General features: G+C 46.5%; 10 protein-coding genes. All 10 read right to left on the bottom strand.

Annotation, left to right across the window (positions count from 1 at the left end; translation table 11 throughout):
* Positions 1–12: 12 nt before the first annotated feature.
* Positions 13–810: a PcfB family protein gene (locus DEHRE_RS01865; RefSeq protein ID WP_025205131.1), complete on the bottom strand. Its 798-nt coding sequence runs from the start codon at positions 808–810 to the stop codon at positions 13–15.
* Entirely contained in the window at positions 761–2,158 is a 1,398-nt protein-coding gene (locus DEHRE_RS01860; RefSeq protein ID WP_025205129.1) for a relaxase/mobilization nuclease domain-containing protein, read from the bottom strand. Before DEHRE_RS01860 ends, DEHRE_RS01865 begins: the two co-directional genes overlap by 50 nt.
* Positions 2,159–2,161: 3 nt before the next feature.
* A complete protein-coding gene (locus tag DEHRE_RS01855; protein ID WP_019225167.1) occupies positions 2,162–2,491 on the bottom strand; it encodes a plasmid mobilization protein in 330 nt (109 codons plus the stop codon).
* Complete coding sequence (locus tag DEHRE_RS01850) at positions 2,488–2,898, bottom strand: DUF3849 domain-containing protein (RefSeq protein WP_019225166.1); 411 nt, start codon at positions 2,896–2,898, stop codon at positions 2,488–2,490. The genes DEHRE_RS01855 and DEHRE_RS01850 overlap by 4 nt, the downstream gene beginning before the upstream one ends.
* A gap of 593 nt (positions 2,899–3,491) precedes the next feature.
* Entirely contained in the window at positions 3,492–4,652 is a 1,161-nt protein-coding gene (locus tag DEHRE_RS01845; RefSeq protein WP_019225165.1) for a helix-turn-helix domain-containing protein, read from the bottom strand.
* Between the two features lie 34 nt (positions 4,653–4,686).
* Positions 4,687–5,442, bottom strand: coding sequence for a DUF5986 family protein (locus DEHRE_RS01840; RefSeq protein WP_019225164.1), 756 nt, complete (start codon positions 5,440–5,442; stop codon positions 4,687–4,689).
* Positions 5,443–5,801: 359 nt separating this feature from the next.
* Entirely contained in the window at positions 5,802–6,752 is a 951-nt protein-coding gene (locus tag DEHRE_RS01835) for a nucleotidyl transferase AbiEii/AbiGii toxin family protein (RefSeq protein ID WP_019225163.1), read from the bottom strand.
* Positions 6,745–7,503, bottom strand: a complete 759-nt coding sequence (locus tag DEHRE_RS01830) for a type IV toxin-antitoxin system AbiEi family antitoxin domain-containing protein (RefSeq protein ID WP_019225162.1) — start codon at positions 7,501–7,503, stop codon at positions 6,745–6,747. The genes DEHRE_RS01835 and DEHRE_RS01830 overlap by 8 nt, the downstream gene beginning before the upstream one ends.
* A 154-nt stretch (positions 7,504–7,657) precedes the next feature.
* Complete coding sequence (locus DEHRE_RS01825; RefSeq protein ID WP_019225161.1) at positions 7,658–8,608, bottom strand: DUF3991 and TOPRIM domain-containing protein; 951 nt, start codon at positions 8,606–8,608, stop codon at positions 7,658–7,660.
* Between the two features lie 11 nt (positions 8,609–8,619).
* Positions 8,620–16,170 (bottom strand): N-6 DNA methylase, encoded by a 7,551-nt coding sequence (locus tag DEHRE_RS01820; RefSeq protein WP_025205123.1) that lies wholly within the window; start codon positions 16,168–16,170, stop codon positions 8,620–8,622.
* Between the last annotated feature and the right edge of the window lie 43 nt (positions 16,171–16,213).

The raw sequence follows: 16,213 nt of genomic DNA, 5'->3' as shown, positions 1-16,213 counted from the left end.
TTTAATTAAGTCTTACCTCTCTTGGGTCTTTGACTTTGGAAATTTAACTTGCCTTTGAGGACCGGCGTTCTGCTTTAAAACTTGTGGTTGTTCTCTAACCGTCCTGCGCTTAAGCCGCTCCGCCTGTTCCTTCTGAGTGTCCTTGATTTCCCGCAGTTCTCCGCGGACGGATTTTCTTTGATGCTCAGCACCCTCGGCGGTTTTCCCGCTGCGCGCGGAGATAGGCTCGGACGGACGGGATTTCTCCGTCGTCGCCGTCGTGGGGTTTGGATTGTCGACCGGCTCAGTGGCTTTTTCCATATGAGCGGGCTTAGCTATCCGCTCCATTATAGAATCTTCAGGACTTTTTTCGGCGGGAGTTACTTTGACAGCCGGCTCTTTCTGCGACTCCCGTATAGCTTTCGCTTTCTCGATTTCGCTCTTGATGCTTGCCGTATCCACGGTGGCAAGTTTAAAACGTTCCACAATGCGGCTGATCTTGGAAGCGTCTTCCGCCCGCACCATGATGTCGCACATCCCGTCCAGATTCTTTTTATCCCTTAGTACACAGTACAAAACGCCATAGCGCTTGGCTTCCTGGGAAAACTTTTGCAAATCCTTGTTTTTGACTGCAAAGACTTTCAGCTCTTTGCCGCTCCGCAAAAGCCCCTCCAGCCGGGTTTTGCCTTTAGTTTTTTTCTGGTCTTTTAAGACGGCATAAAGGTAAGTAGCAAGATTTTTCGCCCCCTCGCCCGAGATTTTGGCCATTACCTCAATCCCTTTAAGGCTCATATTGACCATTTGGTCGGCCGCTTCGGCTCCGCTGTTCATGCTCTTTTTCCTCCCTTCTTCTCTCATTTTTCTCATGTCTTATCTGAGATAGTTTCTCCTTCATCGCTTCGGAGCGGGACAGGATTCCCGTGCAAAGCTTCAGCTCCTTCCGGAGCAGGGACAGTTTCTTGGAAAACCCGGTAATCTGCTGTTTGTATTCGGTAATCCGCGTACCATCTTTACAGCGGCGCAGAAGGTGGTAAAGAGATTTGCGGTCGGCTGCCAAGCCTGCCATTTCCTGCTCCAGCATGGACTGATGGCTCAAAAGCTGCTCAGCGTTTTCAATCCGGTGCTTGCAGAGCAGCTTGGTTTGAGCTGTTAGTTCCTGCAAATGCCTGATATCCTCGCGCAATAAAAAATGCGTCTGTTTCCTGGACGCGGTGTGTTTTGGCAATATGCCCATCTTATAGAGGTAGTGAAAATATAAGGCTTGCAAGCCCTTGAGTTTTCTGGTCTTTTTCCGATCAGTACTTCTACCGGTGATAATGCGTTTTCGTCTGGGCTCCGGCAAAACTTCCTGCCGCTTCGGAGAACGGTTCTGAAGTATCCGTTGCTTGATGGCATCCTCACTATAATTTTCCCCAAGAGTCTTCAGCCGGACAAACCGTTCCTTGCCCTGCGGGCGAACAGCAATATATTTGACGCCTGTTTTAACTTCATAACCCTGTTTTCGGAGAGTAGCAATAAACTGCGTGAACGTCATGGATGCGAAAATTACCTTGTCCACATCCTCGCGGATAAGTCCCCGCCAGGTTGGCTTGCCTTCCTGCCCGGCTTTCCATTCGGCATAATGTTTCGACCTGTCCTCCTGCGGGTTTTCAATAACGGACAGAGAGTATTCTTTGCACAACCGGTCGGAGGCCTTGCGCAGTTGAGCATAAGTGGCTTTGTTATCGTAATAGCGTTTGCCGTCAACAAAAGAAACGGAGTTAAGAACAAAATGGTTATGCAGATGGTGTTTGTCCAAATGGGTGGAAACGACAACCTCAAAACGCCCGCCCCAAAGCTCCTGCGCCAGCTTAAGGCCGATAGCATGGGCTGTTTCGGGAGTTGCTTCCCTTGGTGCAAAGGATTGGTAGCCGTGGAAGGCAAGAATGCCGTCCTTTTTCTGAAACTGCAGCTTAGTCTGGATCATTTGCTTATGGGCGGCAGATGGATCGCAATTGATACCGGTAACATAATACTGCATTTCTGTTTTGTCCTCCCGCGCTGCATATTCCAATACATTCTGCAAACCCTGCAAATTCCGGCTTGAAAAGTCTAGATTTTCAGTCTTGTCGGGGTTAGAGGCATAGTTTATTACTCGGTCTAACCGGTCTTTGACATCCCATATTGCTGTGGTAGCCATGATTTACTCCAGCTTTTGCGGCGACGTAACCGCCGCCCGGATGTCCAGCACGGCCTGGCGGAGCCGGTTGGCTTCATCCTGAAAAATCGCCCTGTCAATATGTCCCGTGGCATTGGCCTTAGCTGCAATCTGGTTTAGGTTATTGCCGATGGCGTGAAGCTCCCTCACCATGACATGATAATCTGCCGGAGGAAGCTCTTTGGGCACAAAGCCGTTTATGAGGGTGCGCAAGTAGTTTTCTCCGAAAAGACCGGATTTTTTGGCACTGGCTTGTAGTTTCTCCCTTTCTTCCCGGTTAAGCCAGACTTGGACACGGATGTTGCGTCTTCTCATCGTTCCCGCTCCTTTTGCTTGGGATGGGGAAGGTCTTTTTCTTTTTGCATGGCAATCCTTGCAGCCTGGTTCAAAATAACCGGATGTTCATATAGGTTTAAAGCAAAAACTCGCATAGGTTCTTTCTGTTCAGCAGGTGCCGGCTGAATTTCCGGATAGTGGTTTGCCCAGGCTTTGACCTCTTTGGAGTAGCGCTCATCCCACGGAACTTCCCTTATAGTGTTGGACAGCAAAAGGGACACACGTTCCAATCCGTGCGCCCCGATAAGCTGTTCCATAAATTCCTTGAGTTTTTGACAGTTGTAAGCGTGAGATAAAGCATTGTTAGTCATCATTGCCTTCTTGCAGTCCCGCAATTTTAAGTAGTATTCATCACGCCAACGCTCAACAGTATCATAATTGATCATTCATTTTCCTCCCTTTCGTATTAAATGTTCTTATAAAAAACACAAAGGCGGAGCCAATGGCGACGCCTTTTAATAAGCATTCTTCAAGTAATCCAAAAGGCCGTGGTACAGAGAGTGTCACCCACTCAGCGTACGACGGCCCGGTCCCCGCGAACGCTTTGATGTACCTTCATTCATGATTCAGTGCATGGGCACATGAAAGCGGGCGCAAGACGGAATAGGAATACCTGTGAGCCCGGTACTTTTTTGGGGTTTTAGGGGGCATCCCCCTAACAAGCGAATTTGGGAGACCAAATTCAGTGCTTGCTGAAACATAAGACAGCAGTCTTGTGTTTCCATCACAGTTATGGTGTTTATGGTGTTTCAAATATTACCTGCCGAAACGAAATAGAATTCTACCTTCCTCTGTGATATCGTATTTTTCTGCAATTGGAATATTCATAAAATGGGTGAAATAAATTTTTTTAGATAAAAAGCAAGGAAACTGACGCTCATATACCAGTCCCCTTGCTTTTTGTCTTTTAAATACTGTATAGGCTTATATATTAAGTTTTTTTCATTATCTCTACAAGTTAAACTATGCCTATCCTATTCTAGCTATCTATGCCACTTAAATCAGCTTTCAGAGAAACAATTTTACCCATGCCAGCTTGTCGTGGCTTCAACATATCTTGTGGTAAATCAAGCAACATCTCAACCTCTCTACTGTTCATAGCTAAACCCTCCTTGGAAAGCTCCTTCATAAACTCAGACGGAGTAAATACATTGTTCACTAAAAGAACCTCTATAGCATCACTTAGCAAAGATGGTTTTGCCGTTTTAAGAATATTGTCAAAAGGCTCATTCTTACGCCAATTTTTCTTTTGCATAATTCTAATCATATACTGATACTGGTTTTGTGTGATTAGCCCTAGATCACAACTCCTATATAACATGGCGGCAGTAGATACTTTCCACTTCTTTTTCAGTTGAATATAGTATTCTAAGTTATTAGAATATACTGATACATCACGTCTAAAGGGCGTTTCTGGAAGTAAAAAAGCCGCTGCAAATTCATTTGCTTCCTTTTCTCTTTCCTTAAATTGCTCTCGTGTTAACGATTCTACATCCTCACTCCATTCGTGAAGCATAATATGTCCTAATTCATGTGCAACATCAAAGTGTGTTCTTACTGCAGTATCTTTATTTTTGGACAATGCAACAAGAAATATATCTTGCCCGTCAACTTCAATAAGCTGACTAAACGCATCAATATCATCTGTTGATGTTCGAAACATAGTTGCAATAACACCGTTTTCTTCAAGAACTCGGATCATATCCGATATAGGTTCTTCTCCTAATCCCCAAAATTCACGTAGTATCCGTCCAGCTTCGGTAGGAGACGCATATTTTTCATTTTTCGGTAAGTTCAATTTCGGGAACTCAACATAGTCCTTTAAAAAGGAATAAATAACTGCCAAATGCTCCATTTTAACAGATTGTTCTATTCTATATTTTTTATTAGTTTTCAGTAATGACCTAAAATACGTCGATCCGGATTTTACTTTGAAAGAATCCGATTGAATAAAATACTCATAAGGGAATTGTAGCTCCCCTGATAGAGAGAGTATTTTTTCAAATGTTGGAACAATCTTATCATTTTCATATTGCGATACAGTTTGTTTGCTTACCTCAATCTTTTCGGCCAGTTCTTCAACCGTCAAACCTCTATATAATCGGGCATTTTTTAGTCTGTTCCCATTAAACTGTTTCATAATGGTTCACTCTCTTTCTGAGGACAAAGTTAAATTATTCTTGTTTATCCTTTTGCATAGATTTCAAGGCCACTAATTCCTTTTGCTTTAACCGATGATTTGCTTTTCCTGTAAGCTTCGGCTGCTTATGTTTAGCATCGTCCTTTGACACTTTATCAACTTCATTAGACATTATAGGTTTAGCCACATTTAACATATCTTTCTCAGAAACAATATCTAGATCTGAATCCAACATATATGCATTCAAAGACGTTAATTGATCATAGTTTGAGGAAAAAACAATCAGAGCATGATGTTTTATCTCACTAATAACAGGCTCCATAAAATTGGCACAAAGGGAATCCAATAGAGCTTTTAGTTGATCATTATCACACTCCGATTCAGTTATGTAGAATAACTTTTGCTGTTTAACTGTAGCCTGTAGGCTTTTATTAAGTAAAAGCAGAGCTCGAATATATTGGGGTTGACGTCCTCGCTTTGCTTTTCGAATATCTTTAAATCGTGTGTCTTTCATAAAGGATAATAACATTTTACTCTGCTTATCATAGAGGAGTAAAACTTCCCACATGCCTCGCTTTTTAGTTGAGTATAATACATTAGTTTCAGAAAAGCTTTTAATAAGATTTCGATTGATAAAATCCCATATCATAAAGGGTCTTGAAATATGAGTTTCTAATTCGAGATGACTTTCTGCTTCCTGATAATCTTCCCCAACAGCTTGAAAGAGACATTGATAAACTTTTTGAATTACCTGTTCCGAAAGTCTATCTAAATCATTTCGTTGTCCCATTATAGAACCCCCAAAAAATTATTTCCTTTCTACTATTTTACTATATATTTATATTTTGTCAAGTGGTGTTCTCCAATTATCGTATATGTCAATTCACGTTACCGTTATTAATGTTTATCATTATTATATCCCCACACACAAATCGCTCCATCACTAATCAGCTATGACGATACAATTGATTCAATAATAAGCTTAATGGTATCACTGAAACCCTTCTCATAGGAGATTTCAGATTGATAGACCTTATACAGGCGGAAGCCCGTTCAATATTCTCAATTATGTCTTTCTGCTCTTGGCTGATACCCATTTTAACTAGCTTATCCCAAGCATCGCTGGCCTCATTTAAATATTTGTGGTATTCAGTCTCGTTCTCTGATCTTCCACAATGCCATTGGATGTAATTTAATGCGATTAATAATATCGTCCTCATCAAACAGCAGTTCCGGTTTATACTCTTTTGCTTGGAATCGCTCTAAGAATTCCTGTTCCTGAGGTGGCAATACCATTAACTCTGATATATATTTCTTTGTGGCTTTTTTAGCTGAATCCAAGTCGAATCGATCATGTTTGGTCAACACCGGCAACAAATCAGTCCTGATTTTATATTGGGTAATGCCATCAATAGCCCCTGTATCAAAGTTTGTATTTATTTCCCTGGCTGATATTGCAGCGTAGAACACCACACATTTTCTGAGAAGCTGTTCTTCACTTTCATCAAATAGCCTAAATTTAATCATATTGTAAACATCATATAAATCCCGAGCCGCAGCTCTGCTTATAAGGGCATTAATCTTGCTGCCGAAAATCTCAAGAGCATGAAGGCAATTCAAAGTATATTCACTTTCAAAGTGTTCTGTAATGATTTTCATTTCTTGAGCCGGAAAAACATGCGACCTTAAAGAATAGTTGATCTCTATCTTAATAGTATCTTTGTTGCCGCCGCAATTAGCATACTCATAAATCCAAGAATCGAGACTGTGCGGTGTTTTAGTTTTGGGACTGAGCTGGTAACCGTTAAGCTTCATAAATTTAGCGAGAGCAGTGTTTATCACCATCCTGTTTTGGAGCATTTCTTCTTTACTGTCATTGCTTAAATAATCAAGGTCAATATCCACAGACAATCTTGGTAGATTGAATATGGTCAAATTGATTGCGGTTCCGCCTTTTAACGCTAATTTGCCCTTCAATATCGGATCACTGTTGATATATTCTAAGACATCCGCCAAGCGATATACCTTTTCCAAGGTATCCCGGATAAATCCAAAGTTGGACGCTCTTTGAGCGATATAGTTTTTGTCATAGTTAGACAAGGGGCATTCCTCCCTGCTCTACCATTTGAAACATGCCGTCGGGAACAACCAATTTCCATTGACTATTATACTTGGTGCTTTCTTTCGTTAAATATCTGGTGCTTTTTCCGATTTTGCTTTTACAGTAATCAATAAATTCACCGGAAAGATGCAGCTGATCTTTATAATGCTCCAGGATAAATCCTGTTTTCTGATATAAAAACTGCAGGTCATAAGCAGACAAAAAATGGATCAATTGATTCTCATCCAAATAAGGGATAGAAGCGATACAATTCAGAAGTTCTTCCAGTCCTCCTATTTTTTCAAAATCCTTTATACTCTCCACTACAGTACGTTCTAGCGAAGTAATCTGGATTCCCTTTGTGTTTTTGGGAAAGATTACTCCCGAATCAAATTGTGAAGGAACATGTTTATAAGTAATACCTTCGAATTCGAAATCGGTAAACCTTTTCGAAGATGCTACATATATTTCGTAAAACACCTGATTGGATATCCCCATATATTCAAAAGCGGAATGGTGTGATAGATAAGCGTTTTCATTGATTGCACAGGCGATATGATACTTGGAAGCTATTACCTGTCCGTCAGCTACATTAACGCAAGTATAAAGATTGTTTCTGATTTTTTTCACTAACCTATTTTTAGAAAGCCTCAACACAAGAGAAGAAGCCGTTTTTTTATTGCCTACAAGATTGCATACATCATCCAAAGTAAATGTATTCATTTTTGCAAGCTCCGTATAGCCGACCATATCAATCACCCTCTTTAAATCGTGCGATATCTTCTTTATTTTTAAAGATTTCTAATCAAATTTTAAATATATTATTTCTTTAAAAATAGCAAGTTATTCTTCATTTGTAAAGAAATTTTTAAATAATTTAAAGTGGTAACAGCAATAATCCAGCTTATTCCCGTTCTTGTATCCGTCGTATCTTCAAGGTGCTTCTCAAATACTCATTATAATCTTTCCCTCGTTCCGGCGGCTCGTCGAAAACAATGTAATGAGACGGTAGGATAGTTTGAATGGTTTTTGCCGCCAACCGTCCAGCTGCGTCGTTATCCAAGTGCAAAGCAATTTCACTGATCTGTGGGAAATCTTTCAAGAATTGCGTTAAAGCGGCTGGCAGAGTGCTTTCACTAATGTCCTGTTTTGGCTTATAAATACCGGCAAGAGACAGACAAAAATCTTGACGCCATTCTCTGCCGGAAAGCAACTCCAAAGTGCAATAAGACATCAAGTCAACAGCGCTTTCAAACAGATGAAGCTTGCTGCTATTATCCCTTGCCGGGATGGAAAAGGAAAGGCGCTTATCACTCCCGTTCGCTTCACCCATAAACCGTCTGCGCGATGTGCCCCGGAGCGACGCGTAGCGGGGAACACCTTGACTGTCAAACCCAACAAATACCGCATTGTGGTAACAACGGCTTTCATACAAACGTTTGGTTTGGATGCAGTAGTCGATAATATCCCTCTTAATACCGCGTCCTGCCAGGTAGACTATAACTCTGTCATTGTTTTCGTTTTTCTCCGGTAGGAGTAGTTTTCTCGGCCCGGCGGATGCCGGTTCTTTAGACGGCACAGGCAGCAGTGCAGCTGTCTGTCCGCCTATTTGTACCACCGCCTCGGGCAGGGACAGTCCCCGTACTTTAACCAGGTAATCCAGAGCGGAACGCCCGCCGATGCCACGGGACCACCAGCACCATTTTCCGTTGCTGATCTTCAGGCTGTCATGGCTCCGTGTCCTATAAACATTTCCGGAAAAATGTACCAGTTCCTGCGGCTCGTAATATTGCAGATAAGTCAGCAGGTCCATTTGCTTGGCCCGCTCGATCTGCTCCGGTGTTACATATGGCATATTTTTTCACCTCATCTTTCGTAGCCAACGACGACTTTCTTTTCCTGAAACACAGGCTCTTCATCCGGCTCGTCGTCCAGCACCTCGTTTTCCCGTTTATCCATGTTGAGCAAAATATTCAGCTCCGCCAGCCGGGCGGACTTTGTTTGCAGCTCCTGTTCCTTCTCAAACGGGATCTCAATCTGCTCTTTGGCTGTTTCCACCTGCTGACGGAGTGTTTTTAATTGCTCCTGGCAGTATTCAAGCTTTTTTGGTATTTCGGCCAAAGCATTGTTGATTCTTGCAATATTTCCGTAAATATCCGTGCCCAGTGTCACCGGATGGCTCAGAGCTCCCCGCAGGGTAACCTGGTACTGCTTGCTAAATCCGTCAAAGGAAACCAGCATCGGAAATCCCATGTAGCTGCCAATTTCCTGCGGTTCCGGCAAAGTCATCTGCTTGCAGGCTTCCAGGATTGCCGTACCCGCCTCGGCCTTTTCGGCATAGCGGGCGCCTTTGATGGTCATGCCCGCAAATTTAGCGTCATCTGCGCTGCCCTCATCAGGCGCGGAAATCGCGGAAATCCTATGCCGTTTATACAAGGCAATATCCTTTTCATAACCGCCAATCCTTTCCTCGGTGAATCTGATCTGCTGCGGGTAGTGCTTGAACATCCGGTCCTCCAAAGCGTAGCGCTGGCTTAAATGATTGGCCTTCAAGAGCTTTAATTTGGACACCTGAATATCCAGGTCCATCTTTTCTTTAATATAGGGATTGCCCGTCGCCAGTGCCTTAACTTCGGCGTAGGAAAGCGCCGTTTCGTCTATGTCCTCCGCGCTTCGCACAGGGGACTTGGAAGTCATAATCTGACTGATAAACCGCTGTTTGTTCTCCAAAATCTGATACAGATAGGCGTCAAAGGTGTTCTCCGTGACATATCGGAAAATATGGACCTCACCATTTTTATTGCCCTGCCTAACTATACGTCCAGAACGCTGCTCCAAATCCCGCGGCCGCCACGGGCAGTCCAGGTCATGAAGGGCAATCAACTTATCCTGCACGTTGGTTCCGGCTCCCATTTTAAAAGTAGAGCCTAGCAGGATTCGCACCTGTCCCTTGCGCACCTTGACAAATAGCTCTTTTTTCTTGGTTTCCGTGTTGGCGTCGTGAATAAAAGCAACCTCCTCGGCGGTGACGCCGCGTGCGGTAAGCTTTTGCCGCACGTCCTCGTACACGTTGAAATTCCCGTCGCCTTTGGGTGTGGACAGGTCGCAGAACACAAGCTGGGTCAGCTTCTTATCACGGTTTTCCTGCCAGAAGCGAAATATATTTTCCACACAGGCGTTTACCTTGCTGTCCTCATAGTCAGGAAGCATGGGGTTGGCCAACCGCTGATCAAGGGCCAGCTTGCGCCCATCGTTGGTTATTTTCAGCATGTTGTCTTCATTCGGTTCTACCATCCGGTTGCGCACCCTTTCAGCGCGCTCGGCCAGCTCGGCAACCATGTCCTGCTGGAATTCACTCGGCTTCACCGCGACATTGCGGTAGTTGGCTTTCGGCACGGGGAGGTTGAGCATGTCCGCTGTCTTGATGTCCGCAACCTCCTTGAACATGTTCATGAGTTCCGGCAGGTTGTAGAAACGGGCGAACCTCGTTTTGGCCCTGTAGCCGGTACCCTCCGGTGCAAGCTCGATAGCCGTTACGGTTTCCCCGAAAGTGGAGGCCCAGCAGTCGAAATGCTGGAGTCCGTTTTGACGCAGCACTTCATATTGCAGGTACCGCTGCATGGTATACATTTCGGTGATAGAGTTGGAAATGGGTGTACCTGTTGCAAAGATCACGCCGCGCCCTTCGGTCAGCTCATCCAGATAGCGGCACTTGGCAAACAGGTCTGAAGACTTCTGCGCCTCGGTCTGGGACAGGCCTGCAACGTTCCTCATCTTGGTATACAAAAACAAGTTTTTGTAAAAGTCCGCCTCGTCCACAAACAGCCGGTCAACTCCCAACTCCTCAAAGGTGACCACATCATCCTTACGGCTGGTGTCGTTTAATTTATCCAGCTTTAGCTTCAGCGTTTTCCTTGTTTTCTCCAGCTGCTTGATGGCATAACGCTCGCCCCGTTCCTCTTTGAGTTCCTGGATGCCGCTAGTGATCTCCATCATCTGTTCCTCCAACTGCCGCTTTTGACGTTCCTGGGAGATGGGAATTTTCTCAAACTGGCTGTGCCCGATAATGACGGCGTCGTAGTCGCCGGTGGCTATTCTCGCGCAAAATTTTTTGCGGGTCTGGGTTTCAAAGTCCTTTTTGGTGGCCACCAAGATATTGGCAGAAGGATAGAGTTGCAAAAACTCCCCAGCCCACTGCTCGGTCAGGTGGTTGGGAACGACAAACAGGCTTTTATTGCAAAGGCCCAAATGCTTACTTTCCATCGCCGCCGCCGTCATCTCGTAAGTCTTGCCTGCACCCACGCAGTGGGCCAGCAGGGTGTTGCCGCCATACAGGATGTGCGCCACCGCGTCCACCTGATGCTTGCGCAGACTAATTTCCGGATTCATGCCGGTAAACCGGATATGGCTGCCGTCATATTCGCGGGGCCGGATGGAGTTGAAGCGGTCGTTGTAAATCCTGGTCAAAACTTCCCGACGCTCAGGGTCTTTCCATATCCAGTTTTGGAAAGCTTCCTTGATGGCCTCCTGCTTCTGCTGGGCAATAGCAGTTTCCTTTTTGTTCAGCACACGCCTCTCCACACCGTCCTCGCAAACGGTATCAAATATGCGTACATCCCGGAGGTTCAGAGTTTCCTCAACAATTTTGTATGCATTGATGCGCTTCGTGCCGTAGGTCACGTTTGCCTTAATGTTGTCGCTGCGGTCGTCGTTTTTGCCCTTGACGTTCCAATTGGCGGTATAGGAGGAATAGAAAACGTCGATATACCGCCTGTACATATAGGGTGTTTCCAGAAGTTCAAAGATGAAGTCTTTGACCACTTCCGGAGGAAGCCAGGTCGCACCCAGACGCACGTCGATTTCGGAAGCGCTCAGATCCTTCGGCTGCACCGCCTCCAGAGCTTTAATGTTGGAAGCTAGCTTTTCCCCTTGTTCAGGCGACAGGATTGTGGCGAGTTCCCGTACCTGTTTAAGCTTTTCACGAACGTTGCCGGATAGGTATTCGTCCGCCGTTACATAGGGAAAAGAATCCACCTGAAAGAAAGCGCTGGGGACGTTTTCAGGCACCACTTTGCCGAAGTCGCGGAAAATCACGCCCTGAAGATCGTCGGCAAGGCGTTCTTCCGAAAGCCCGGTCAGGCTCTGCATTAACTCCAAGTCTACACGCGCTTTTTCCGCGATGGAGATGGCCAAGGCCTCGGCAGCAGTGTCCACATGGGCAACATTCGTACGCTGCCGGATGGTGCGCTTAGTGAACATATCCGCCTTGCGCTCCAGCTCGCCGTTCTCGTCCAGAATTTCCAGGGAACAAAGCAGGCAGTAGGAGCTGTCATCGGAAAAAGCCATGCTGTTGCCCCTACTGTTCAAAAGTCCGTACTTGGCGACAAAAGCATCGTATAAATTATTTAACTTGCGCTGCTGTTCCTGGATTGTTTCGTCACCATAATCTTCGGTCTGGTATTCGATTAAATCCCGCACACAATCACGGATGGCAATCATGCCTTTGATACGGCCCTCCGCTGTGACGGAAGTTTCCACCCGGTTCATGCGGCTGTTTTCCCGGTAGTAGATTGCACCGCCCACCAGGCAATAGCTGAAGTTGCGCACATTGGGATCTGCCGGAATGGAAGCGTCTGCGTCGTCGGCTAATTCGTCCAGCTCGTATTCCGTAATTTCAGCGTGGATGTTTTCCAGCGCCTCACGCAGCAGCTCGCCTACGTCGGCGTCCTCATAGGGAATGCAGGTGGTTTCGCTTTTGTTGCCGTACATCCGCTCATCATAGTCCATTGTACCCAACACCATGTCTGGATTGTCGGCAAAGTAGCGGTTGACGGGAATACCGCCCTCAGTAGTGGAAAGATGCACCCAATCCGGCTCGATGTCGATTACCCGGTCGCGCTTTTGCAGGAACAGGATGTCAGCTGTGACCTCCGTACCGGCGTTAGCCAGAAATGCGTTGTTGGGCAACCGGACGGCTCCCAGCAGCTCGGCCCGCTGGGCGATGTACTTACGGACTTCGGGATTCTGCTTGTCCATCGTGCCCTTGGATGTTATAAAGGCGATAATGCCGCCGGGCCGCACCTTGTCCAGCGTTTTGGCGAAAAAATAGTCATGGATGTAAAACTTGTGCTTGTCGTACTTTTTGTCCGCCACGCCATAGCTGCCAAAGGGCACATTGCCGACAGCCACGTCGAAAAAGCTGTCGGGCAGGCTGGTTTCCTCATAACCCTGCACCGCGATGCTGGCGTTTTGATACAGCTGCTTGGCAACCCTGCCCGTGATGCTGTCCAGTTCCACGCCATACAGCTTGGAATTCTTCATACTCTCCGGTACAAGCCCAAAAAAGTTGCCGATTCCGCAGGCTGGTTCCAATATGTTGCCGGTCTTAAAGCCCATATTAGCCAAACAGTCATAGATGGCCTTGATGACGATTGGGGATGTATAATGGGCGTTTAAGGTGGATGCCCGGGCAGATGTATACTCGTCTTCTGTAAGCAGTTCCTTCAATTCCGCATATTCCTTCGCCCATTGGCTGTTCTGCCCGTCAAACACCTGCGGCAGACTGCCCCATCCAACGTACTTTGATAAAGTCTCTTTTTCTTCCGGTGTGGCCAGACGGCTTTGCTCTTCCAGTTGATTGAGCAGACGGATGGCGGCGAAATTCCAGCCGTATTTTGTTTTCTGTCCTCCCACTCCCAAATTGTCGCTGGTGATACGGAAATTGACACGGGGCTGTTTTGATGTTTCCGGCTGAATATTATTACTGACTTTCGATATTTTACCGTGCTGTGTCTGTTGCTGTACGGGTTCTTTAACCTGCGCCAAAATGCCGCGCACAAAAGTGATGCTTTCCCTGCGGAAAATGGGAAAATCCGTACTCTGCTGAAAAGTAATGTCCCGCAAGCTGACCGTTTCGGCTTCCTGGTTAATTGCCTCGATTTCAAAACGCCTGTCCTCAATGACAAGCTTCATGCCTATGGCCATTTCTTTTTCGGCCGGTTTTTCTTCCTGTTCGCCCGGCAGCTCCAGGTCAAATTCTACATAGTTTCTATCACCATCGCCGCCGCTGTCAATAGTGACGGTACCGCCTTCGCGAGTGATGGTGATGTCTCCGGTTGCCCGTACCCATGCGGGTGCGTCAGGGTCATCAGCATGAAGGGTAACACTATCCCTTTCTTCCGTCAGAAAATCTTCATAGGTTCGTTGGAATACGTCCTCGTCCAGCCATTCTTTGAACCGCGGTAGGGTTGCATAAGCTTCGAAAAAAGCCGGATGCTCTCCCCTCATGGAAAGAACAATACGGTTGATAGCCTCCTTCAGCTCCTGTTCGGCGCTTTCCGGATCAATGTCCCGATCCCGCAGGTAGGGATAGCTCTCACCGGTTCGTATCCGATTGACGATTCCGGGCAAGTATGCTTGGTACAAGTCGCGGGGAAACATTTCTTCCGTATTTTTTTGGCCGCTTTGTTCTTCGATAATTTGCACCGGTTCTTCCCCGATAACAAGTAGATGGTCATTCAACGGGTTTTCCCGCAGCATATTCTCCAAGTCATCCCGTGCCAGTTCTCTGCTGAACAACGGAAAGCTTGTGTCCCGCAACATCACCTTTCCGCCTTCTAAAGAAAAAATCTCGTATTCGTCTGCACCCAGATACACCGTGTCGCCGGGAGAAAAGGCATAACGAGTATTCTCACTTAATAGGAGTTTCTCTTCTTGTAAAGGAGCCGGTTCCCGGTTCAGGATTTCCCGGGCATAAGCCTGCTCGGCAAGCTGCCGGCGGCGTTCCTCCACCTGCTGCTCATAAATTGGGAGGTATTCTATTTCCAGGTATTCTCTTTCCTTGCCGTTCAAATAGCGGCCGGCGGCAATCAATTCTCCAAGCCGTTTGGCAACCTGGTTCCAAGACAGTCTTAATTCCGGATTTGTTATTAAGCTGCCGCTTTTGCTTAAGGAGATCCCTTTGCCGTCATGCCAGTGGTTGCCACAGGTTCCATCCGTAAAAATATGAGTACCGCCGCCGATTCCGTACTCTCGTTTCAAAAAACCAATGGTTTCTTTTGCGGTATGCTGCTCCCTATAGTGGAGATAAACACGGTATTTACCGTTTTGGAAACCCGTACCCCGGCATAGAGCATGGTCGATTTCTTCCTGGGAAATAGAAAAAGCGAAGGATTTTTCGTCCTCCGCCTGTTCTATGGTTTCAATTTGCTGTTCAACCGTCGGGAAAATGCTTAGCTGTAAACGATCTCCGCCAGTACTGTTTCCTCCGCCGAATGCCGCAGGCTGTTCAGGTGCCCCGTCCAGCTCAGCGGGTTTGCTGCTTTGTCCAACGGAGGACTCTCTGTCAGCATCTTTTCCATGATCCGTTCGATCCTCTCCTTCGCCGTCCGGTCGGTCTCCGCCAGGTGGCCGTTCAGTTTGCCCGCCAGCATCAAGCTCGCGTATATTCCTTTCCTGTGGTTTTTCAGATATGTCTTGCGCAACATCCCATACTTGCCGATGTGCGCCGCTTTCTCCGGCAGCGTCAGGTCGGGAATCAGGTAATCGCCCTGCAGCGTGTAGGTCAGTTCCATCTTCGCCACCCCTTTCAAAACTTATATTTTGCTTTTCACTTTCATTGTGTCCCGCTTCCTGATTTTTAGCAAAGGTGCGGTTTGGATTTTCCTCTGCCTTTTGCAACTCCCTGACCGTTGCTCCGATTTCCCGCAGGATCATTTCGGAAATGTCGCTGGTGGCGGCCCCCAAACAGGAAACGGTATCCAGAGTATTGAAGTTCGAAACACTTTGGACGTCCTCAAAACTCCAATATTTGCCGGCATCGCAGCCGCAGCGGATTAAGAGCATATAGGCTACGGAGCTTATCAGCACTTCTTTGAAGATGACTTCCACATTCTGGCCGTCAAGTTCCTCCAGAAAGCTGTTCTCCCGACATTCCACCAGTTCAGAGAGATAATCCGGGAAATTGTCCTCCACAGCGTTGCGAGCGGCAGAAATTAAGGCGGCCGCCAACTCAAGCTTTTCCTCTAGCCCACCAAAGGTGTTTTCTAGCCTTTCTGTAACAGCCCCCGCATATCCGTCCTTCATCTCCCAAAGTACGACAGGGTGGTTGTAGCGGCTGTTGGTATCCGACACATCAAACACATGGCGCAGACTCAACCTTCCCCCGCTGTCGTCGATAAGGGCGATGCCTTTGGCACCCTTGTTTACCCATCGGCCCAACTTCTCATTCCATACTTCAATCGGAGCGCAGGCGGTCGCGTCTAGACGCTGAGCGTAAATCAAAACTTGGTCCTGGAACGGGTATTTGTAGTTCCAGGCCGCCGTCTTCAAAAAGGAAGTCCAGTTGGCGGGATTTTTCGCAATTCGGTGCGCCGTGCTTTCCGCCAGCTCTGTAATCAGCTGCAGCTTTATCGCCACGTTTATCCCCCCTCTTGCTTTAAAATGTATTGTTGTAAATAAT

The organism is Dehalobacter restrictus DSM 9455, from assembly GCF_000512895.1.
In the GTDB taxonomy this organism is placed as follows: Bacteria; Bacillota; Desulfitobacteriia; order Desulfitobacteriales; family Syntrophobotulaceae; genus Dehalobacter; species Dehalobacter restrictus.
Note: the sequence above shows the minus strand (reverse complement) of the source record. Positions and strands in the feature narration are given on the sequence as shown.

Bases quoted from the DNA above. Each gene is read 5' to 3' on its own strand.
- DEHRE_RS01865 (WP_025205131.1), bottom strand. From the start codon at position 810: ATGAACAGCGGAGCCGAAGCGGCCGACCAAATGGTCAATATGAGCCTT.
- DEHRE_RS01860 (WP_025205129.1), bottom strand. From the start codon at position 2,158: ATGGCTACCACAGCAATATGGGATGTCAAAGACCGGTTAGACCGAGTA.
- DEHRE_RS01855 (WP_019225167.1), bottom strand. From the start codon at position 2,491: ATGAGAAGACGCAACATCCGTGTCCAAGTCTGGCTTAACCGGGAAGAA.
- DEHRE_RS01850 (WP_019225166.1), bottom strand. From the start codon at position 2,898: ATGATCAATTATGATACTGTTGAGCGTTGGCGTGATGAATACTACTTA.
- DEHRE_RS01845 (WP_019225165.1), bottom strand. From the start codon at position 4,652: ATGAAACAGTTTAATGGGAACAGACTAAAAAATGCCCGATTATATAGA.
- DEHRE_RS01840 (WP_019225164.1), bottom strand. From the start codon at position 5,442: ATGGGACAACGAAATGATTTAGATAGACTTTCGGAACAGGTAATTCAA.
- DEHRE_RS01830 (WP_019225162.1), bottom strand. From the start codon at position 7,503: ATGGTCGGCTATACGGAGCTTGCAAAAATGAATACATTTACTTTGGAT.
- DEHRE_RS01825 (WP_019225161.1), bottom strand. From the start codon at position 8,608: ATGCCATATGTAACACCGGAGCAGATCGAGCGGGCCAAGCAAATGGAC.